Raw genomic sequence first — 20,143 nt, forward strand, 5'->3', positions numbered from 1 at the left:
AAATGGAGATGGAGGACGTACTCAGTGGGGGGCCTGACCGGCCACCGTGCAGACCACCGCGCTGGATGATCGTGGCCGGGGCGGCCCTGGTCCTGATCGCCGCGCTGGTGGTCGGCATCGTCGCGGTGGGCGGAGACGATTCCCCGGAACAGGCTGAACTGCCCAGTGCGTTGTCACCCTCACCGTCCGGGTCGACACCGTTTCCCAGCCCCGTCGAGCCCGGGCCGGACGTCTCGTTCGCACCGGGGCCGGATGCCACGGTCCTGATCGGGCGGACACCGGGCCTGGTGATCACAGGGGTATCCCCGGCCCGGGGCTACACGCTCAGCCGGCTCGATCCTGCGGCGCACAATGGTCCGTGGACGGTGACCGTACGGCGCCAGGACGGTGCGCTGGCCCGCCGCGGCGCGGTGGTGACGTTCCCCGTGTCCAAGCTCAGCCTGGGCCGGGACGTGAAGGTGGGCGACGTGACGGGGTACGCCCGTGAGGGGGAGGTTGTCTGGCCGCTCGCCGGCGCCTACGCGCGCGTCCGCGGTGACCTGCCCCTGGCCGAGGTGCTGCGCATCGCCGCCGCGACCACCGTTGTCTCCGGCCGGCCTGCGGTCACTGCGGCGCCCGGGCTGACGGTGACGTCAACTGGCACCGCACGCCCCAGCCACGTCACCGAGGCCCGCTACGGGGCGGACGAGGTTGGCGAGGCCGACGCGCTCGGCCACGGCCTGGTCTTCACCCAAGCCGCCGCCCGCTGCGGTGGGATCGAGGACCAGCTGTACGAGGCCGACGCCCGGCCGTACGGCACCGTGCACGGCCATCCGGCTGTGGTCACCTCGGCCCTGGACGGCAACGGTGTCCTGGCCTGGGAGCCCGCGCCCGGGGTGGTGGCCTACGTCGGCTACAGCGGAGCGAGCCTCGACAAGAGCGCCCTCGCCGCCCTGCGCCGCCTCGCCGAGCGGACCCGGATCCTGACCCCTGGGCAATGGCAGTCCACCCATCCCCAGGAACTCCAGGAGACCAGCGAATGAGGCCGCACTCCACCTGTCCGGTGCTGGTAGGCGGCTGGGGTTCGGGGAGCATCCGAGCAGAGATGACCATCATGCGTTCAGGAAACTGAACGCCGTAGCGGTCATCTCGCCTCACCTCTTCGCTGCGGAGTCCCCCGTGGCGGCAAGGAGAGCTTGCGCCTGTTCGCGGGCATGGCTGATGGGGTCCGCGAAGATGTTCAGGCCGTGCGCGACGAGCGCTCCTTCGTGAAGCAGCATGAGCGTCCGGCCCAGATGGTCGGCCCCGTCCGGGGTGATGTCCCCGGCGAGGTCGGTGAACAGGGCGAGCATCCACTGCTTCTGCCCGGTGATGATCGGGTAGGCGGGGTGAGACTGATCGCTGATCTCGGCGTGAGCGTTGACCATGCTGCACCCCTTGGAACTGTTCTTCGCCGACCACGCGCGCGAGGCATCGAAGACAGCCAGGACGCGCGCCGCCGACGCCGACTGTGCGGCGTCTAGGCACTGGGCGAGGAAGGCGTGCCAGCGTTCATCGCGATCCGCGAGGTACTCCACGACGATCTGCTCCTTCGAGCCGAACCGGTCGTAGAGGGTCTTCTTCGTCACCCCGGCCTCGGCGGCGATCAGATCCACCCCGACGGCATGGATGCCGCGCTCGTAGAACAGCCTCGCGGCGGCCTCCAGGACGCGCCGTGCGGCAGGTGCATGAGTTGTCCCCCTAAACTGTTTAAGGCATCAGCAGATGCTGTTTCGGTTTACGGTATATACAGCTGGAGGGGGAGTCAACAGACTCCGCGGAAGATGGAGTTGGAGGGGATGGCCATGCCGAAGGCGAGTACCAAGAGCCGCAGCAGGAGTGCGGACCAGGGCAAGGCGCGCGACCTGCGCGCGAGCCTCGCGCTGCTGTGGGGGGAACAGGACCGGCCGACCCGCGGGCCCAAGCCCAGCCTGTCCCCGCAGCGGATCGCCGCGGCCGCCGTCGACCTCGCCGACGCCGAGGGGCTGGACGCCGTGTCGATGAACAAGGTCGCCGCCAGTTTCGGTGTCTCCGCGATGGCCCTGTACCGCTATGTGCCCGGGAAGGCCGAACTCGTCGAGCTGATGGTGGAGTCGGTGCTGGCCGAGGGGCCCGACCTGTCGGCCGTCGCGGGCGATGACTGGCGGGCCGGGATGCGGGAGTGGACCCGGCAGTGTCTACGGGTGTACGAGACCCACCGCTGGGCACTGGCGGCCGTGGCCATGCGCCGCCAGGTCATGGGCCCCCACCAACTCCAGTGGCTGGACGCGGCGCTGGCGGTGCTGGAACCGACCAGCCTCACCGCTCCCCAGCGCCACCAGGTCTTCCTGCTGGCCCTCGGACTGGTCCGCAACCTCGCCCAGCAACTGGTCGACTTCGACGAGGAGCACGACCGAGAGTGGAACCGTCTCACCGGCGAACTAATCGACCGGCACGCCGACCGGTTCCCCGCGCTGACCAAGGCCCTCGCCGAGGGCGCGTTCGCCGCCACGGACCTCGATCCCCTCGCCTTCGGACTCGACCGCCTCCTCGACGGAGTCCAGGTGCTCATCGACGGCACCGTCCGGAACTGACCATGCGGCTCCACTCGGGCCGCACGCGCACACCGATCCCGGCCCCGGGACTGGTGGGCTCGCATGTTGAGGTGTCGCGTATTCAGGAGGATGAGGTGCGGGGCTCCGTCACTCTGCGTCGACTACCCATGCGGGGTCCCTGGGTCTGCGTTGAAGGCGACGGTGCACTCGGCGTGCGATGTCCTGCACCGGCTCGCGGAGGAAGGGCCAGTCTTCGTCCCGGAAGCGGACGACCCTCACGGGATGGTGATCGCGCGAGATGCTCACGGGCCGCTTCGGAGCCAGGCTCCCCGCCTGGATCGACGCCGTCGGTGCCAGCCAACTGCCTGGCCTCACCAACTTCGTCCTCCACCTGCTTCGAGACCTCGACGCCGTGACAGCCGGACTCACCCTGCACTGGAGCTCCAGCGGTACCGAAGGCGCCGTGAATCGCATCAAAAAGATAGATGATCCTGCTTCAGTGACCCTCCGCGACCACTCCCCAAGATCTGTGCCAGAACCCCGAACTCACCGACAAATGCTGTCGCCGGGCACGGCGCCGACGTGTCCTACCCGATGGTCAGGCGGGCCCGTCCGCTCCCGCTGAGGCGGTCACGGCACCCCCCGCGGCGCAATCATGCGCGGCCCTCAGGCATCGTGATCATCAACCAGGGATCCACGAGAAGGGACATCCGTGCACGCAGACAGGCGCTGGGCCAGATTCGCCGTCGCCGCCGCAGGAGCGGTGATTCTCTTCACCACCGCCTGCGAGGGACCGTCAGCCTCGGCAGACGGGGACAAGGGCAATCCCTCGCCCGGTGCTTCGGCGCAGGCGACGCGGACGCACAGCCCTCCGGCGGCCGCGAAGAGCTCGCCGAACCCCGGCTTCGCGGCCTTCCAAGGCAAGCCCTGTCCAAAGCTCACCGCTGCCGACAAGACCAACGGCTACCTGATCACCACGGTCGCCAGCCCGCGCGATGGCATCACCGTCCACCCTGGCGGCGAACCGCAGACCGTCCTCGTCAAGCTCTGCAACACCACCGGCAAGGCACTCCGCGACATCGCGCTCTCCGCGCAGGTCGAGTGGAACTACGCGGGCGAGCGGTCGCCCAAGCTGACGGTGGAACGGCGCGAGGCCCCCGATGGCGACTGGCACCCCGTCGAGCTGGTCGTGGCCAACGACTACCAGCCGTTGACCGGCGCTTCCGGTGCGCGGGACCTGCCCGCCCACGGCACTCGCACCGTGGAGTACCGGATCAGTGCCGCCAAGGACGCCCCCGCGGGCCAGGGAGGGTTCGATGTCCATGCCATCCGGGCCGACGCGGACCCGCTCGACATGGAGGACATGCGGGGCGGCGGCCACGGAGGATTCCCGCTCACCACCACCCCTCGCGAGTGATGGGCCCAACAGCTTCCCGCCTACGGGGTCCACTGGGAATCCCCACGATCGGGTGCGGGAGCTACACACTGCGGGAGCTACACACGACGAGAGCCGCGCTTCATCAGGCCAGTGAATTCCTCCGGCCCCTCACCTCGACGGCCCGCCGCCCTCACGGCCGGCGGGCCGTCCCACGAAGTGACGTCGTACTCACGGGCGAACCGTGGTCAAGCATGCAACCCGGCCTGTGCGCGCCATCGCCTCCAGCCGTGCGCCCTGCTCCCCGCTCGGCGGCCGGCAGGACATGGGGCTCGTCGAGGAAGCACCGCAGCAGGTTCTCGCCCGCCGTGATGGTGCAGCCCGAGCTGACCACGCGGTCCGTGGGCATCCACTCCGCGGTCGCCTTCGGGTCGGTCGTCGCGGGCACCATCCTCCTCGGCGTGGTCGGCGCGCTGATCTCCGTCACCGCGGTGGCGACGCTGCACGGCTTCCTGGGGGGACGTGTGAAGCGGTACGACGTCACGGACGACCCCCGGGGCTCACCGGGTGAGTGTCGCCCAGACCCCGGCGCCGAGCACGGCGGCCGTGTAGCCGCCGACGGCGACGTAGATGATCCGCTGCTTTGCGGCATCGCTCCATGAGGTGCGGGACAGCAGCCAGACGACTGCGGGCAGCACCAGCACGGCGTGCAGGCTCACCCCGTGCAGCGGCTTGAGAGGCGCAGTGGAGTGGTACGCCGCCTGCTGGTGACCGGTGCGGGACAGCACGACCCCGCGCGCGATCATCGCGGCGCCCGACAGCAGCGCGACGATCAGGATCGCGAACCCGGAGCGCAGTGCGAGCGCCATGCCCAGGGGTCCGCCCGGCCGGTGCCGGAACGCGGCGGCGGCGAACACCGACAGCACGACGACCAGCACACCGCCGCCCACGGCGAGCGTCATCGCGACCATGGTGTCGAACGGCGTCTCGGTGTTGAGGTGCGAGGGCACATGGCGCCATGCCTGGAGGGTGATCCCGGCGACCTCCACGACGCAGTCCGCGGCGAACACGACGAGCAGGACGGCGCGGGCCCGCGCACCGATGCGCAGGTATGACGTCACCCAGGTGACCGCGATCAGCGTCAGCCCGAAGGAGAGCCCGAACGTGACGGGCTTGCGCCAGGAGACGGGGCCGTCCCAGGGGCCGCCGTCGACGGCGAACACCACCAGGTGCGCCAGGCCGGACAACGCGAGGACGGCGCCGGTCGCGTAGCAGAGGCGTTCGCAGGGCCGGGCAGCGTGCCACAGTGCGCTCGTCCGGCTGCTGGGGCGCAGGCTGGTGGCAGCGCCGGCCGACCGCGCCGAGGCGATGCCGGCGGGGGTACGGGTTCCGTGGTGGTCCATGGGAGTCAGCTTCGACGCGACGGGCGCCGCGGTCGTCGTACGGGCGGAGACTCCCGCCGTACGTCCCGGGAAGCAGGCGCACGGTGCGGCCGGGAACCGGCGTTGTCAGCGCGCTGTACTGCGATATCGAAGTTCATTGGAGTCAGTCCGGTCTTTCGAGAGCGAGGCCCGTCCCGGCGAGGAATCCGCCGAGGATGCCGTGCCCGTACTGCATCGCCTTGAGTCGCCTGCGAAGCCCGTGCAACCTTTCGCACCCGGCTGGGATCGCGGCGCGATAAGGGACGAACATACGGCCTGCATCAGCAGTTGGGCCAGGCCGGCATTGCGCAGATATAGCGGCCTCACCCGCGACTTCGAAACCCACTCCCACAGCTCAGAAGCTTGATCCACGCCGCGGTGATCTCAACCCCGAATTGGAGCGGCACCTTAACTCCGGACCGAGCACACCCGCCGGGACGAAACGCCGTGTGGTTGAGTCCGCGAGATACTTGTACGGGCAGCATGCGGAGGCTGGAATTCGGTGGCAATGGTACGGATGGGGAACTGTCGTGGCAGAGCGGTCCAGGCGTCATCCCGATAAGGAGGCCGACGGGGTGGTTCGCGCTGCGTTCGCCGCAGCGCCCGTGCCGATGGCCCTGGTCGCGCTCGATGGCCCGGAATCCTCACGGATCCTGCTCGCGTCGCGGAGCTTGGGAGACCTGCTAGGACGACGTGAAGAAGAACTGGTCGGGCAGCGCCTGACCGATCTCGTCCAGCTGTACGCCGGAGAAGACGATCCGCTGGGTGCGCTGGCTGCAGGCGAGGACGTCTCAGTCCTCTGCACAGCGACACGGCAGCCGGACGGCGCCGCACTGATCCTGGAGTTGAAGGCGGCGTGCCTGCCGGGCGAACACCTGCGAGCCACCGTACAGCTGTATGACGCGACTGAACGTAAGACGGCCGAGCGATCGCTGCGCGAGGACAACCGCCGCCTGCAGGACATCATGGACTACTCTTCGGCCCTCATCTACATCAAGGACGCCCGAGGCCGCTTCCTGCTCGTCAACAAGCAGTTCGAGCGCCGATTCGGCTTCCCGCGCGAGCAGGTGTACGGGAAGACTGACTTCGACCTTTTTCCCCGTGAAGTTGCCCTCGCGTACGTAGAGCGTGATTCCGAGGTGCTGGCCAGGAACCAAGCGATCGAGGGAGAGGAGCCCGCGACAGACATCGACAAGGCCGGCAGTTGGCTGTCGATCAAGTTTCCACTTCGCGATGCATTGGGGCAGCCATACGCCGTCGGCGCTATCTCCACCGACATAACTGATCGCAAGCGGGCCGAAGCTGCCGCCGAGAAGGCGCGCGCCGAAGCTGAACGGGCCAACGCTGCGTTGGCTCTTCAACACAGCCTATTGCCGCAGGGGCTCCCCGAGCAGGTGGCCGTGGAGGTCGCTGGACGCTACGTGCCGGCCAGCTCGGACGCGGGGGTCGGCGGTGACTGGTTCGACGTGATCCCACTCTCCGGCACTCGGGTCGCACTCGTCGTCGGAGATGTGGTTGGCCACGGCATCCACGCGTCTGCTGCCATGGGCCGGCTGCGCATGGCGGTGCGCACCCTCGCCGAAGTCGATCTGGCTCCTGATGAGCTGCTCGCGTATCTGGACGACCTGGTCATCCGGCTCAGCACCGGGCCTGAATCCGAAGCTGAGGCGGCCATCAGTGATCTCGGTGCCACATGCCTGTACGCGATCTACGACCCGCTGTCCGGCCGGTGCTCAATTGCCAGCGCAGGGCACCCCCCACCCGCTCTGATGAAGCCCGACGGCACGGTACACATTCTCGACCTGCCCACAGGCCCGCCACTGGGCGTGGGCGGGTTGCCGTTCGAGTCCATCGATCGCGCATTGCCCAAGGGAAGCCTCCTTGCCCTCTACACCGACGGGCTGATCGGGGCCCGCACCCATGACATCGACGTCGGCCTGCGGATCTTGTGCACCACTCTGGGCGATGCTGTGCCCTCGCTCGAGACCACCTGCGACCTTGTCCTGAAGGCGCTGCTCGCGGACCGGCTGACGGACGATGTCGCGCTGCTCATCGTCCGTACCCGCATGCTGGACGCCGACCAGATCGCCACGTTGCACATTGCCGCTGATCCGGCCGCCGTCGCCGAGGCTCGATCGTGGGCGACCCGTCAACTTCACACATGGCACCTGGACGAACTGGCCTTCATCACCGAACTAGTGGTCAGCGAGTTGGTGACCAATGCAATACGCTACGCGGCTCCGCCCATCCAACTGCGACTCATCAGGAACCAGAACCTGATCTGCGAGGTCTCCGATGCCAGTAGTACCGCCCCGCACCTGCGCCGGGCCCGCATCTTCGATGAGGGCGGACGCGGGCTGATGTTGGTGGCCCAGCTCACCGGGCGCTGGGGCACAAGATACTCCGGCCTCGGCAAGACCATCTGGGTGGAGCAGTCGCTCCCTGAGGACGTTGCCTCGTCTCGTCAAGGATGACCGTTCAACCGCCGCGGTTCCCGCGGCTGCGCAGTGGCTCTGTCCAGGAGTTCTGTTCTCGTCGACAAAGCCGGCGCAGAAGACGGTGGAACCGGGCGTTACGTCATGCTTGGCCCACTCGCTACCTTTAGGTACGGCGTCCGCTGCACTTCCTTCCTCAGGCCCGAGACGCCTGCCGCCCCGGACCACTGGAGACCGTGCGACCCACGAGAACTCATCGGTCCGGTTTCCGTTTCCCCGCGGCTCCACACTGGGCCGGTAGCTACCTTCAACTTCATGCGCGTCCGGACGTGCCCATCGATCGCCAGTCGATGAGCCCGCCCGGACAGCGAACGTCGACCGTCAGGCCCGGTAGGCCACGCTCGCCATCATCCCGGCCTCGCCGTGGTACGCGTTGTGGCAGTGCAGCATCCACTGGCCGGGGTTGTCGGCGTCGAAGAAGACGGAGATCTTCTGCTTGGGCAGTACGATCGCGGTGTCCTTGCGTGGCCCGGAGGCGCCGACCTGGTAGGTGTGGCCGTGCAGGTGCATCGGATGCCACATGTCGGTGTCGTTGACGAAGTCGAGCCTCACGCGCCGGCCTTCCTCGATGAGGATGGGGTTCGCCTCGGGGTCGGCCATGTCGAACGGACTGCCGTTGATGGCCCAGTCGCAGTTCGCCATGCCGCCGGTGAGCCTGATCTGGTGTGTGACGTCGGTCTTGGCGGTCTTGAGTCGTACGTCGTCGGCGGCACGGAGCTGGGACGCCGTCATGATCTTCCCGTCGAGTTCCTTCGGGCGGATGGTCGCGGACGGCTTGCTCCCCGAGCCGGTGCGCATCAGGGCCAGGCCGTTCGCGTCCTTGCCCTCGGCCAGGGCGACCAGCGGGAAGACACCGTCGCCAAGGGTGACGAGGACGTCGTAGCGTTCGCCCATGCCGATGAGCAGCGCGTCCACCTCCTGGTGCCGGACCGGGAAGCCGTCGGTGTGGGTGATGGTCAGCTTGTGGCCGCCGAGGGCGACCCGGTAAGCGGTGTCCGAGCCGGCGTTGATGATTCGCAGCCGCACCTTCTTGCCCGGCTTGCCGGAATAGACGGCCGGTTCGTTCGCCACTCGGCCGTTGATCAGGTGGTGTGGGTACTTCACATCACCGGCGTCGCCGCCGAGGAGCTTGCTGGTGGCGCCCATGTGCATGAACTTCATGGACATGCCGCCGGGCGAGGCCGAGGGCGAGGCGGACTCACTCATGTCCATACCGCCCATGCGCCCCATGTCGCTGTGGTCCATACCGCCGTGGTCCATACCGCCGGACGGCGAGCTGCTACTGGAGGCTGAGTGTCCGCCCATGTGCCCCATGTCGCCCATGCCCTGCTTGACCTCGGCGAAGACCTCGTCGGGCGTGCCGGTAACGCCGTCGACCCAGTCGTCGAGGACGATCACCCACTCGTCGTCGTACGCGAGGGGCTCCTTGGGGTCCTCGACGATCAGAGGGGCGTACAGGCCGCGGTCGAGCTGGACGCCGACGTGCGGGTGGAAGAAGTAGGTGCCCGGGGTGTCTGCGATGAACTTGTAGGTGAAGGCGGAGCCGGACCGGACCGCGGTCTGGGTCGCCGGGGGCACGCCGTCCATGTCGTTGCGCAGCGCAAGGCCGTGCCAGTGGATCGAGGTGGTGGTCTTGTTCGGGAGCTGGTTGGACAGCTCGGCGACGAGGGTGTCGCCGACGGAGAGCCGGACCTCCTTGCCCGGGGCGCGTCCGTCGAAGGTCCAGGTCTTGGGCATGACGCCGCCGCCCAGGTCGATCACGGCGGGTGCCGCGGTCAGGGCGAGCTTCTGCTGCCGCCCCGTGCTCTCGCGCTTCCTCTCGGCGGCGGTGACCGCCGAGCCGGACGGGTTGACCAGCGCGTTACCACTCGTGGAGCCGCTGCTGCACGCGGCCAGCGCGCCAGCGCCGGCCGCTCCCAGTCCGGCGAGCAGGACGGAGCGGCGGTTGATGCTGTTCATTGTGTTGTTGTCCTCTGTGTTGTAGCTGCGACATGGCCTCGGAGGGACGACACATCACGCGTCGTCCGGCGCGGCCTACAGGCGCAGTTGGCAGAGGACGGACAGATCGGGCGGGGCGCGGCCGACCGCCGTGGAAGGCGTGCGGCCTTCCGCTGCTCGCTGCAAGAAGGCGAGAGGGTCGAACGCGCTCTGGCTGGGGACGGCAAGCTGCACGGAGTCGACATTCGCCGTCGTGCAGTGCTGCATGCCGGGCCCGGAACAGGCGCCGTAGTCGGCATTACATGATGAGGTGTCAGAGATGAACGGTGCGGCGCCGTCCGGCATCACGTGTACGGCATGGGCGGCCCCCGGCATGGAGGACGAGGAGCCCATCGCCATCGTCTCGTGGTGGACGAGCACGGCCAGTACGACGCACAGGGTGAGGAACACCCCGTACGTCCAGCGGACGGCTGTGCCGCCGTGATGAGCTGTCCATCTCGTCATGGGCTCCACCGATGCCGTGCTGGTCGATCAGCAGAATTGCATACTACCCCCCAGGGGTACCTACGGCTCGGTGGGCTACTGCTCCCTTGCTTCAAAGGATGCCGTGCAGATCGCAGCCGTCTCCCCGGCCTTCCCGGCAGGCGACGGCTTGGAGCGCCCGGCCTGGCACCCTCGGATCAACCGCCGCCCACAATCAAGCCGAGGCAGAACCTCCTGCTCTTGTCCAAGCCGCGAGCTGCTCGCGTCCGGCGTTGGTAAGAGTGGCGACGGAGGCTCGGTGGGCGGCGGGACCTGGGCCGTGGGAGGGGTCTCTCGCGGGCAGTCGGCGCGGATCGAGGTGCGCAGCGCACGGCGCGGCGGGTCACGGTCTCGGTGAGCAGGCGGTCGTTCGGCGCCTCACCGGCGTACGGCACGGACGTCGCGAGGCCGGAGGCAAGCAGTCCATGTGGGTAGCGTCACGACCCCGAAATACCCCCAGGGGGTATGCTGTTGTCATCGGTCGGGAGGGCCGGGACACCGCGCCCTTCTCGTCGACACCCCACGCATACACACCCGAGGGAGAAGCCTTGACGACCGCGACGAACTCCGGCTCCTGCTGCGGTACCCCCTTCGTCGTCACCAACAGTCTGCGCTTGCGGTCGTTCAAGTAAGCATGGCGGCAAGCCTGTTGACTGAGGTGCCCGGCCCTCCTGCCGTGCCGCCGTCTGGGGTGGGCCTGGATCGCGGTCTTCAGCGCACGGGAAAGGCCGGGCCTTCTCCCTGCACGCCCGGGCTCCTGACGCCCCCGCATGTCAAGCCGAACACTGACGCCTTGAGCACAGCATTCGCCAACAGAACCGCTGACGCGTCAGCTGGAGCGCTCAGCCCCGAGGCACCGCTCCACGAACTTCTGCGGAGCAGCACCGCCACCACCGTTTCCGGCAGCTACTGAGCATCACTGGCGAGGAGAAGTGATCATGACCAGTCGCGAGCATCACCACCACCACGAGCACCGGCGCGCGCTCCTCGATGACGCGCCGTCGGCCGTTACCTCTCCCGACGCCGGGCACGCGGAGCATGGCATGACCGGGTACGACGGGCACCATGGGGCCGATCACGCCGGCAGTGCGGGCCACGCGCACCACTCGGGTCACGGCGCCCACGGTGATCATGTCGGGCAGTTTCGACGGCTGTTCTGGGCGATGCTGTTTCTGGCCGTGCCCGTCGTGGTGTTCTCCGGCATGTTCGCCTCGCTGCTGGGCTATCGGTTGCCGCAGGCCGACTGGGTGACCTGGGTTTCGCCGCTGCTGGGCACCGTGATGTACCTGTGGGGTGGCCGGCCGTTCCTCAACGGCGGGGTGTCCGAGGTACGGTCTCGCCGGCCGGGAATGATGCTGTTGATCACGCTGGCCATCACGGTGGCTTTCGTCGCCTCCTGGGGCGCCAGCCTGAGCATCCTCGACCATCAGCTGGACTTCTGGTGGGAGTTGGCGCTGCTCATCGACATCATGTTGCTCGGGCACTGGCTCGAGATGCGCTCGCTCGCTCAGACGACCTCGGCCCTGGACTCCCTGGCCGCGCTGCTGCCCGACGAGGCCGAACGACTCGACGGCGACCAGGTCGTCACCGTGCACCCGGGTGAACTGCGGGTGGGGGACACCGTCCTGATCCGGCCCGGTGGCAGCGTCCCCGCGGACGGCCGGATCATCGACGGGGCGGCCGAGATGGACGAGTCGATGGTCACCGGCGAGTCCCGAACGGTACGCCGCGGCGTCGGCGACCACGTGGTGGCCGGCACTGTCGCCGCCGACTCCGGCCTGCGGGTCGAGGTCACCGCCACCGGAGAGGACACCGCGCTCGCCGGCATCAGGCGCCTCGTGACAGAGGCGCAGAACTCATCTTCACGCGCGCAGCGGCTGGCCGACGTTGCCGCAGGCTGGCTGTTCTGGTTCGCCCTTGGGGCGGCGGTCATCACGATCCTGGTGTGGGCCCTGCTGCTCGACCGGTCCGATGACGCGGTCACCCGCACGATCACGGTGCTCGTGATCGCTTGCCCGCACGCGCTCGGACTTGCGATACCGCTCGTGGTGTCCATCGCCACTGAACGTGCCGCCCGCGGCGGAGTCCTCGTCAAGGATCGGCTCGCGTTGGAGAGCATGCGCACCGTCAGTGCCGTCCTGTTCGACAAGACCGGCACCCTCACCAAGGGCGAGCCGATCCTGGTCGCCGTCGAACCGGCTCACGGTCTCGCCGACGACGAGGTGCTCGCGTTGGCCGCCGCGGCCGAAGCCGACAGTGAACACCCGCTGGCCAAGGCCATCGTGCGCGCCGCCCGCGAGCGCGATCTCGACATCCCTCGGGCAAGCGGCTTCACTTCGACACCGGCTCTCGGTGTCACTGCCACCGTCGGTGACCGGACGGTCAGGGTCGGCGGTCCGCTGCTGCTGGACGAGGAGCACCAGCAGGAGCTCGGGGCAGCCGGGCACTGGCGGGAAGAGGGCGCCATCATCCTGCACGCGCTGCGAGACGGTGTGGTGATCGGAGCACTGAAACTGGCCGACGAGATCAGGCCCGAATCCCGCCAGGCCGTCGACGCGCTGCACCGGCGAGGCGTCGAGGTCGTCATGATCACCGGCGACGCCCAGGCGGTCGCGGAATCGGTCGGCAACCGACTCGGCATCGACCGGGTGTTCGCCGGCGTCCGGCCCGAGGACAAGGCAGCCACCGTCAAGGCGCTGCAGGTCGACGGCAAAACGGTGGCCATGGTCGGCGACGGTGTCAACGATGCCCCCGCGCTGGCCCAGGCCGACGTCGGCATCGCCATCGGCGCAGGCACCGACGTGGCCATCGCCTCCGCCGGGGTCATCCTGGCCAGCGACGACCCCCGCTCCGTCCTGTCGGTGATCGACCTGTCGCAAGCCGGCTACCGCAAGATGAAACAGAACCTGTGGTGGGCCACCGGCTACAACCTGATCTCCGTGCCACTCGCCGCCGGCGTCCTTGCCCCGATCGGGTTCGTCCTCCCCATGTCGGTCGGCGCCATCCTCATGTCGCTGTCCACCATCGTCGTCGCCCTCAACGCCCAGCTGCTACGCAAGCTCGACCTGCGGCCAGGCGCCACACACGGGTGATCGGGCCGCGGCAGGGTCGGTGATCGACGATCCTCGGAGCGCGAGCCCTTGCAGGGAGTCCAGAGTTGCGAGATGCACACCCTGGACGAGTAGCTCCGCCCGGATGCGGCCAGGGCGTCCGGCCTCGGCAGGAGGAGGGGCGCCCAAACCGTATGGCTCCAGCAGACGGCGGATCTCGAACGACGCCGGCGGCGGCCACAGTATTCCCGCGCCCGCGGTCGGCTGAGGTGCCGGGCCGCGCCCTCGTGGCCCGGCCCCAGCAGGTCACCTCATCCCGGCACGGGGACCGGCTTCGGCGCCAGGTGCCCGGCGCGGTGCAGTTGCCTGACGAGTCCCGCACAGGCGAGATGAGTGCCGCGACCGAGTACGTCGCGTCGAAGTCCCGAGCCGGCAGGGCGAGTCCGGCGAGCGGGCCGACGAGGATCCCCGCCTGGTAGAAGACGTTGAAGGCCGCGAAGGCTTCCACGCGCCGCTCTTTGCCCGCGTCGGCGGCGAGACAGGCGCGGACGGCCGGATTGAACAGCGCCTGGCCCGTCCTGTCAGCGCCGAGGCACCGATCAGGGCGGGCAGGGAACTGGTGACCGCCAGCACCCTGCTCAAGGCCCTGGCCGCCGAAGGCCGCACGGTGCTCCTTTCCAGTCACCTGATGAGCGAGATGGCGCTGACCGCCGACCGCCTGGTCATCATCGGCCGAGGCCGTCTGATCGCCCAGATGTCCGTCGAGGACTTCCTCGCCAGTGGCGACGGGCGCTTCGTCCGGGTCCGCACACCCCAGTGCGCCGCACTGGCCGGGCTGGTGCGCGACCGGGGCGCGACCGTGGACGAAGCGGGCCCGGACACGCTGCGGATCACCGGGATCACCAGTGAGACCGTGGGCGAGATCGCCCGCGCCGCCGGCATCGCCCTGCAGGAACTCGCCGTCCAGCAGGCCTCCTTGGAGGAGCGCTACATGGAACTCACCGGCGAAGCCGTCGACTACCGCACCGCCGCGAACCCGAAGCTCGTCACTGCGGCCCCCAACGCCAGCTGAGGACGATCCCCGTGACCACTCCCGTCTTCATCTCACCCCTGCCCCGCCCCGCCTCCTGGGGCGCGCTGTCGGGCTTCAACGACCAACTCCGCTCCGAGCTGTGCAAGCTCCGCTCGTCCGCTCCACGCTGTGGACCCTGCTCGGCGCGGTCACCTCCAATGTCGCAATCGGCGCGCTGGTGAGCGTCTTCCTCGTCAGCCGCCTCAGCGCCGTGCAGCAGCGGGGTGCAGACCCGGTCCGGCTCAGCCTGATGGGCCTGCACCTGTCGCAGATCGCAGTCGGCACGCTGGGCGTCCTCACCATCACCAGCGAGTACGGCACCGGTCTGATCCGCGCCACCCTCGCCGCCACGCCCCGGCGCCGCACGGTCCTGGCCGCCAAGGCGGTCGTCCTCGCGGGCGTCGGCCTGGCCGTCGGGGTCTTGTCCTGCGTGGCCGCGTACCTGGTCTTCCACGCTGCCCTGCCTGCCGACACCAGCAGCACTCTGAGCCGGTCGCTGACCAGCCCGGGGGTTCTGCGCGCCGCCGTCGGCGGCGTCTACCTCACCCTCCTCGGGCTGCTCGGTCTGGGCCTGGGCGCGGCCCTGCGCTCCAGCGCCATCGCTACCCTGCTCGGCCTGCTGTTCGTGCCCGTCATCCTGGTGGGCATGCTGCCGGACGCCTGGCAGATCACCCTCGGCCCCTACCTGCCGATGAACGCCGCAGATGCCCTCTATCTGCTGCACCCCGAACCCCACGGCCTGAGCGCCGCGGCGGGGCTCGGCGTCTTCTCCCTTTGCACCGCCCTCGCCCTCGCGGCCGGATTCACCGTGATCCACCACCGCGACTCCTGACCGACGCTGGAGGACTGGAGCAGCCATGCCGTACCCACTGCCCTGCGGGCACTGAGGGCAGTCCATTACCGGGGACGGGGGTGGGCCGGGCGGCTGGCTGCGGCCCGCGCTGGTGAGGTAGCGGGTGAGGGCGATGAGCCCAGCGACCAGCAGTCCCCAGAACAGAATCATGATCACGGTCATGAGGAACCATCCGCCCCAGCCCCAACCTCCGTACCACATCACGCCGATCACCTTCTTCGGCTGGTCGACCGTCGGTCGGTGGGCGTGTGGCGGGGTGATGGTCTTCCCGGTTGCCGTAGCCGGCAAACAGGCAGGGCGTGCGGGCATGGGCATCTTCCTGGTGGCCCGGTCGAGCCGGTGTGTCGCGGCCGGAAAAGGTTTGAGAACAAGCCATTGACAACCGGTGTGTCGTACGCCACTTTGTTCGCCGTCGTCCCTCGTCGATGAGGAGTCGTGGATGGCTGCGCAAGAGGAAGTCCAGCCAGAGATAGAGCTGGACGAGGATGCTGCCCGTCTCGCAGAGATGGGCTACAAGCAGGAACTTCATCGCGGTATGTCCGCGTTCTCGAACTTCGCGGTGTCGTTCTCGATCATTTCGATCCTGGCGGGTTGCATCACGTCGTACGGGATCGCGCTGAAGTCGGGTGGTCCGTCGACCATCGTGCTCGGCTGGGCGGTGGTCGGTGTCTTCGTGACGTGTGTGGCGCTGGCCATGGCCGAGGTGTGTTCGCGCTACCCCACTGCGGGTGGTCTCTACTTCTGGGCCGGTGAGCTTGCCAGGAGCAACAAGCGTGCCTGGGCCTGGTTCGTGGGCTGGTTCAACTTCATGGGCGAGGTCGCCGTGACCGCCGCGATCGACTTCGGGTGCGCCACGACCTGGATGGCGTTCATGAACCTCGTCTGGGGCACCGAGGTCACTGCCGGCGGTACTTTCCTGCTGTTCCTCGCGATCATTCTTGTGCACGCGCTTCTCAACACGTTCGGCGTGAAGCTCGTCGCGTTCCTGTCGAACGTCTCCGCCTGGTGGCACGTGGTGGGCGTCCTGGTCATCGTTGCCGTGCTGTGGGCACTGCCCGAGCACCACCAGTCCGCCGGGTGGACGCTGACGGGCTGGCACAACGCCACCGGCTGGACCTCCGGCATCTACGTCTTCCTCATGGGCCTGCTGATGGCGCAGTACACCTACACCGGGTACGACGCGTCGGCTCATGTGGCGGAGGAGACCAGGGGAGCGGCCCGCAGCGCGCCGCGCGGGATTGTGATGAGCGTGGTGATCTCGGTCATCGGCGGTTTCATCCTGCTCTACTCCATCACCGCGTCGATCCAGGACAAGAGTTCCGCGGGGCTGGACAAGCTGGCCGCGTCGAGTACCGGGCTGCCGCCGGCGCAGGTCTTCCTGGACTCGCTGAACAGTCCGGGCACGGCGAAGTTCCTGCTGTTCATCGTGTGTGCCGCCCAGTTCTTCTGCGGGATGGCCTCGGTGACCGCCAACTCCCGGATGAGCTATGCGTTCTCGCGTGACAACGCCCTTCCGGGGTCGAGAATCTGGGCGAAGGTCAACCCGCGCACCGGGACGCCCACGAACTCGATCTGGTTCTGCGTCACGCTCTCGGCGATCCTGACGCTGCCGGCGCTGTTCAACACCACGGCGTACCTGGCGGTGACCTCGATCGCGGTGATCGGCCTTTACATCGCCTATGTCACGCCGGTGCTGCTGCGTCGTCTGCGCGGCAACGAGTTCGTTCCGGGACCGTGGCACCTGGGCAAGTGGAGCAGCCTGGTCGGCTGGGTCGCGATCGTGTGGGTGGTGGTCATCTGCGTGCTGTTCGTGCTGCCGCCGACCCGGCCGGTCAACGTCGACAGCTTCAACTATGCGCCGATCGCGGTGGCCGTGGTCGGTCTGTTCGCGCTGGTGTCGTGGTATGCGGGCGGCCGAAAGCACTTCATGACCAGCCGTGACAACCTGAAGGATCTGTGACGTCGTGACGCCTGCGACCCCGCTGGGTGCCACCGCCGCGGCCCCGTTGTCGTCCACCGGCCACTGAAGCCGGGGGAGGGGCCGCTGTCGTTCTCGCGCGAGAAGTTGGTGGGCGGCCAGGCCGGCACCTTCGCGTTCCATGGTCTGGATGAAGTCCTCGACGACCCCGTGGTCGAACCTGTTCATCCGCCGGCTGCCCAGCAGCGGCAGCAGGCGGATGGCCGGCCGGGTTCGGCGAGGTGAAGGGCCGCGACGGCGCTCCACTGCCCGTTTCCGGGGTACGGCCCGCCGTCCGTGTACTTCGGCGTCCCGTCGTTGAAGTTGACCGTGCCCGTTCCGGTGGGGAAGGAATCGGCGTGGGTGGGCGGTGTTCGCCTCTTCCAGTCTCAGTCGTCGGTGGTCTGGCCCGGCAGGTCGACGCTGTCGCGGAGGGCGACGGGGGTGAGGAAGAGCGTGGCGACCACACCGACCATGGCGATGATCGCGGAGATCAGGAAGATGTGGCCGGTGGCGTCTCCGTAGGCGGCGCGTACGACGTCCTGGACCGGGGCCGGCATCGCCTTGATGTTCAAGGTGGATCCGCCGCCGCCCGTGCCGGCGTCGATGCCGAGCTTGGCCAGACCTTCGGTGATCTTCGTGCTCACGGTGCCGGCCAGTACCGCCCCGAGCACCGAGACGCCGATCGTGCCGCCGAGGGAGCGGAAGAAGGTGATGGCTCCGCTGGCCGCGCCGAGTTCCTTGAGCGGGACGCTGTTCTGCAGGACGAGGACCAGGTTCTGCATGGACATACCGACGCCGACACCGACCGCGGCCATGCCGGCCGACACCGCGACGAGGGACGTCTCATGGTCGATCATGGACAGGCCCAGGAAGCCGAGCGTCAGGACGACGACACCGACCACGACGACGGGCTTGGGCTTGCCGGTCGTGGAGACCATCCGGCCGGCCACCGTGGAGGAGACCAGGACCCCGGCCATCAACGGCATGGTGAGCAGGCCGGCTTCGGTGGGCGAGTAGCCGCGTCCGATCTGGAAGTACTGGCCGAGGAAGACCGCTCCGCCGAACATCGCCATGCCGACCGCGAGGCTCGCGACGATGGCCAGGGCGGGGTCACGCCGCTTGATGATGTGCAGCGGTATGACCGGCTCGGCGACCCGGGACTCGACCCACAGGGCCGCACCCAGCAGCGCGACGGCGCCGGCCACCATGGCGGCGGTCTGCCAGGACAGCCAGGCGAACGAGTTGTCGACGAACGTCACCCACAGCAGCAGGAGGCTGACGCCGGCCGCGATGAGCGAGGCTCCCCAGTAGTCGACCTTGGTGTCCGGACGCCGGACGTCCTGAAGGTGCAGGGTGCGGTTGAGGATGAAGGAGGCGACGACGGTGAAGGGCAGCGCGATGAAGAAGCACCAGCGCCAGCCCAGCCAGGAGACATCGGTGATCGCCCCGCCGAGCAGCGGGCCGCCGACGGTGGACACCGCCATGACCGCGCCGAGATAGCCGTTGTAGCGACCCCGCTCCCTGGGGCTGACCATCGCGGCGATGACGACCTGCACCAGGACCTGCAGTGCGCCCATGCCCAGGCCCTGCACCGCGCGGAAGCCGATGAGCTGAGCGGTGTTCTGCGAGAAGCCGGCGCCCAACGAGCCCACCACGAAGATCGCGATCGACATCTGGAGCAGGAGCTTCTTGCTGAAGAGGTCGGCCAGCTTGCCCCAGATCGGCGTTGAGGCGGTGGAGGCCAGAAGGGTCGCGGTGACCACCCAGGTGAACTGCGACTGCGTCCCGTTCAACGAGCCGATGATCTGCGGCAGCGCGACCGAGACCACGGTCGAACTGAGCATCGCGGCGAACAGCACCGTGAGCAGCCCGCTCAGTGCCCGCAGCACGTGCTTGTGATCCATGGTCGCGGAGCCGTCCGGGCTCCCGGATACCGCTGTGTGCGCACTCACGCGCAAACCTCCGGATGAAGAGAGAACGAGGTCGACGAGGAAAAGGTCAGGGCCGGCGGGAGGACGGCACGAGGGCCGGCCGTCAACGCGGTCTGGACACGACCGGGACGCCGACTGGCCCAGAATACATGCGCACTGGGCAATTTTGCGCACTGCGCAATATTGTTGGCGCTCTCATAGGATGGCTGCACCATGGAGCACTCAGCGGGACTACGCGAACGCAAGAAGGCCGCCACCCGGCAGGCAGTCCACGAGGCCGCCCTGCGCCTGGCCGTGGAGCGCGGATTCGACGAGGTCACCGTGGAAGAGGTGGCCGACGCGGTGGGCATCTCACGCCGGACGTTCTCCAACTACTTCGCCACCAAGGAGGACGCCGTCCTGTGGGGCGACGAGCGCTACCTCGAAGAACTTGTAGCCGCCTTCCGCGCCCGCCCACCCGAGGAGAGCGCCTGGGCCGCCCTGTGCACCACCGTCCTGGACTGCCTGCCGGAGAGCGGCGCCCAGGAGTGGGAGACACTCGTACGCACCCGACTTGCGCTGCGCCACCCCGCGCTCCTGGCCCGTCAACTCGCCAATCACGCGGGGCTGGAGGCAAGCCTCACCGAGGCGATCGTCGAGCGCTGTCCCAGTCAGGACGCGGACACCGCCCTCGACGCCCGGGTCATGGCGTCGGCCTTCCTCGTCGCGCTGCGCATCTCGATGCGCCGCTGGATCGACAGCGATCTCACCGACGACCCGCGTGAGCTTGTCGTCGACACGATGAACCGCATGGCACGCCCCTTCGTCTGACGCGCCCTTGGCCCCGCGGACCCGTCATCTCCGCCGCAGCGAGTTGAGAAGGCTGTCGCCCGATCGGGTGGGGGTGCGGTAGTTGACGCCTGCGGAGGCGGAGCAGCACGCCGAGCGTGTCCCGGCACGGGCAGGCCGGCGGACGCCGCCGACCGCCTCACCGC

Annotated in this window: 14 protein-coding genes and 1 pseudogene; 9 read left to right on the forward strand and 6 right to left on the reverse strand. The window is 68.6% G+C overall.

What is annotated here, in order from left to right:
• The first annotated feature begins 65 nt into the window (after nt 1-65).
• A complete protein-coding gene (locus tag ACWEK3_RS15310; protein ID WP_453249856.1) occupies nt 66-1,022 on the forward strand; it encodes a hypothetical protein in 957 nt (318 codons plus the stop codon).
• 111 nt (nt 1,023-1,133) lie between these two features.
• Here the strand turns inward: ACWEK3_RS15310 and ACWEK3_RS15315 are convergent, their stop codons facing one another.
• A complete protein-coding gene (locus ACWEK3_RS15315; RefSeq protein ID WP_453249909.1) occupies nt 1,134-1,685 on the reverse strand; it encodes a TetR/AcrR family transcriptional regulator in 552 nt (183 codons plus the stop codon).
• A gap of 138 nt (nt 1,686-1,823) precedes the next feature.
• On the opposite strand from ACWEK3_RS15315, the gene ACWEK3_RS15320 reads away from it, so the two are divergent.
• A complete protein-coding gene (locus ACWEK3_RS15320) occupies nt 1,824-2,591 on the forward strand; it encodes a TetR/AcrR family transcriptional regulator (protein ID WP_453249857.1) in 768 nt (255 codons plus the stop codon).
• A 673-nt stretch (nt 2,592-3,264) separates the two neighbouring features.
• The gene (locus tag ACWEK3_RS15325) at nt 3,265-3,969 is read left to right on the forward strand and encodes a hypothetical protein (RefSeq protein WP_453249858.1); all 705 of its coding nucleotides are present in this window, start codon (nt 3,265-3,267) and stop codon (nt 3,967-3,969) included.
• 518 nt (nt 3,970-4,487) lie between these two features.
• Here ACWEK3_RS15325 and ACWEK3_RS15330 read toward each other — a convergent pair.
• Nucleotides 4,488-5,330: a hypothetical protein gene (locus ACWEK3_RS15330; RefSeq protein ID WP_450546030.1), complete on the reverse strand. Its 843-nt coding sequence runs from the start codon at nt 5,328-5,330 to the stop codon at nt 4,488-4,490.
• 548 nt (nt 5,331-5,878) lie between these two features.
• On the opposite strand from ACWEK3_RS15330, the gene ACWEK3_RS15335 reads away from it, so the two are divergent.
• Nucleotides 5,879-7,822, forward strand: coding sequence for a SpoIIE family protein phosphatase (locus ACWEK3_RS15335; protein ID WP_453249859.1), 1,944 nt, complete (start codon nt 5,879-5,881; stop codon nt 7,820-7,822).
• A 342-nt stretch (nt 7,823-8,164) separates the two neighbouring features.
• On the opposite strand, the gene ACWEK3_RS15340 is transcribed toward ACWEK3_RS15335, so the two are convergent.
• Nucleotides 8,165-9,802 (reverse strand): multicopper oxidase family protein, encoded by a 1,638-nt coding sequence (locus ACWEK3_RS15340; protein ID WP_453249860.1) that lies wholly within the window; start codon nt 9,800-9,802, stop codon nt 8,165-8,167.
• A gap of 75 nt (nt 9,803-9,877) precedes the next feature.
• Nucleotides 9,878-10,285: a DUF6153 family protein gene (locus ACWEK3_RS15345; protein WP_453249861.1), complete on the reverse strand. Its 408-nt coding sequence runs from the start codon at nt 10,283-10,285 to the stop codon at nt 9,878-9,880.
• Between the two features lie 956 nt (nt 10,286-11,241).
• On the opposite strand from ACWEK3_RS15345, the gene ACWEK3_RS15350 reads away from it, so the two are divergent.
• Complete coding sequence (locus tag ACWEK3_RS15350; protein WP_450546023.1) at nt 11,242-13,395, forward strand: heavy metal translocating P-type ATPase; 2,154 nt, start codon at nt 11,242-11,244, stop codon at nt 13,393-13,395.
• A gap of 346 nt (nt 13,396-13,741) precedes the next feature.
• Here ACWEK3_RS15350 and ACWEK3_RS15355 read toward each other — a convergent pair.
• A pseudogene (locus ACWEK3_RS15355) lies at nt 13,742-13,983 on the reverse strand (MFS transporter); the annotation flags it as partial.
• On the opposite strand from ACWEK3_RS15355, the gene ACWEK3_RS15360 reads away from it, so the two are divergent.
• The 3 genes from ACWEK3_RS15360 (at nt 13,973) to ACWEK3_RS15370 (ending at nt 17,238) form a co-directional block, all read left to right on the forward strand.
• Nucleotides 13,973-14,425 (forward strand): hypothetical protein, encoded by a 453-nt coding sequence (locus tag ACWEK3_RS15360; protein ID WP_450546022.1) that lies wholly within the window; start codon nt 13,973-13,975, stop codon nt 14,423-14,425. The pseudogene ACWEK3_RS15355 and the gene ACWEK3_RS15360 sit on opposite strands and share 11 nt — an antisense overlap.
• Nucleotides 14,426-14,525: 100 nt before the next feature.
• Nucleotides 14,526-15,257: an ABC transporter permease gene (locus ACWEK3_RS15365; protein WP_453249862.1), complete on the forward strand. Its 732-nt coding sequence runs from the start codon at nt 14,526-14,528 to the stop codon at nt 15,255-15,257.
• 460 nt (nt 15,258-15,717) lie between these two features.
• Nucleotides 15,718-17,238: an amino acid permease gene (locus ACWEK3_RS15370; protein WP_450546019.1), complete on the forward strand. Its 1,521-nt coding sequence runs from the start codon at nt 15,718-15,720 to the stop codon at nt 17,236-17,238.
• Nucleotides 17,239-17,624: 386 nt separating this feature from the next.
• On the opposite strand, the gene ACWEK3_RS15375 is transcribed toward ACWEK3_RS15370, so the two are convergent.
• Complete coding sequence (locus ACWEK3_RS15375; RefSeq protein WP_453249863.1) at nt 17,625-19,190, reverse strand: MFS transporter; 1,566 nt, start codon at nt 19,188-19,190, stop codon at nt 17,625-17,627.
• A gap of 192 nt (nt 19,191-19,382) precedes the next feature.
• Between ACWEK3_RS15375 and ACWEK3_RS15380 the strand changes: the two genes are divergently transcribed.
• Nucleotides 19,383-19,979, forward strand: coding sequence for a TetR family transcriptional regulator (locus ACWEK3_RS15380; protein WP_450546015.1), 597 nt, complete (start codon nt 19,383-19,385; stop codon nt 19,977-19,979).
• Nucleotides 19,980-20,143 lie beyond the last annotated feature (164 nt).

The organism is Streptomyces sp. NPDC004721 (assembly GCF_053601495.1).

Bases quoted from the DNA above. Each gene is read 5' to 3' on its own strand.
- ACWEK3_RS15320 (WP_453249857.1), top strand. From the start codon at position 1,824: ATGCCGAAGGCGAGTACCAAGAGCCGCAGCAGGAGTGCGGACCAGGGC.
- ACWEK3_RS15370 (WP_450546019.1), top strand. From the start codon at position 15,718: ATGGCTGCGCAAGAGGAAGTCCAGCCAGAGATAGAGCTGGACGAGGAT.
- ACWEK3_RS15380 (WP_450546015.1), top strand. From the start codon at position 19,383: ATGGAGCACTCAGCGGGACTACGCGAACGCAAGAAGGCCGCCACCCGG.
- ACWEK3_RS15330 (WP_450546030.1), bottom strand. From the start codon at position 5,330: ATGGACCACCACGGAACCCGTACCCCCGCCGGCATCGCCTCGGCGCGG.
- ACWEK3_RS15345 (WP_453249861.1), bottom strand. From the start codon at position 10,285: ATGACGAGATGGACAGCTCATCACGGCGGCACAGCCGTCCGCTGGACG.
- ACWEK3_RS15350 (WP_450546023.1), top strand. From the start codon at position 11,242: ATGACCAGTCGCGAGCATCACCACCACCACGAGCACCGGCGCGCGCTC.
- ACWEK3_RS15310 (WP_453249856.1), top strand. From the start codon at position 66: ATGATCGTGGCCGGGGCGGCCCTGGTCCTGATCGCCGCGCTGGTGGTC.
- ACWEK3_RS15340 (WP_453249860.1), bottom strand. From the start codon at position 9,802: ATGAACAGCATCAACCGCCGCTCCGTCCTGCTCGCCGGACTGGGAGCG.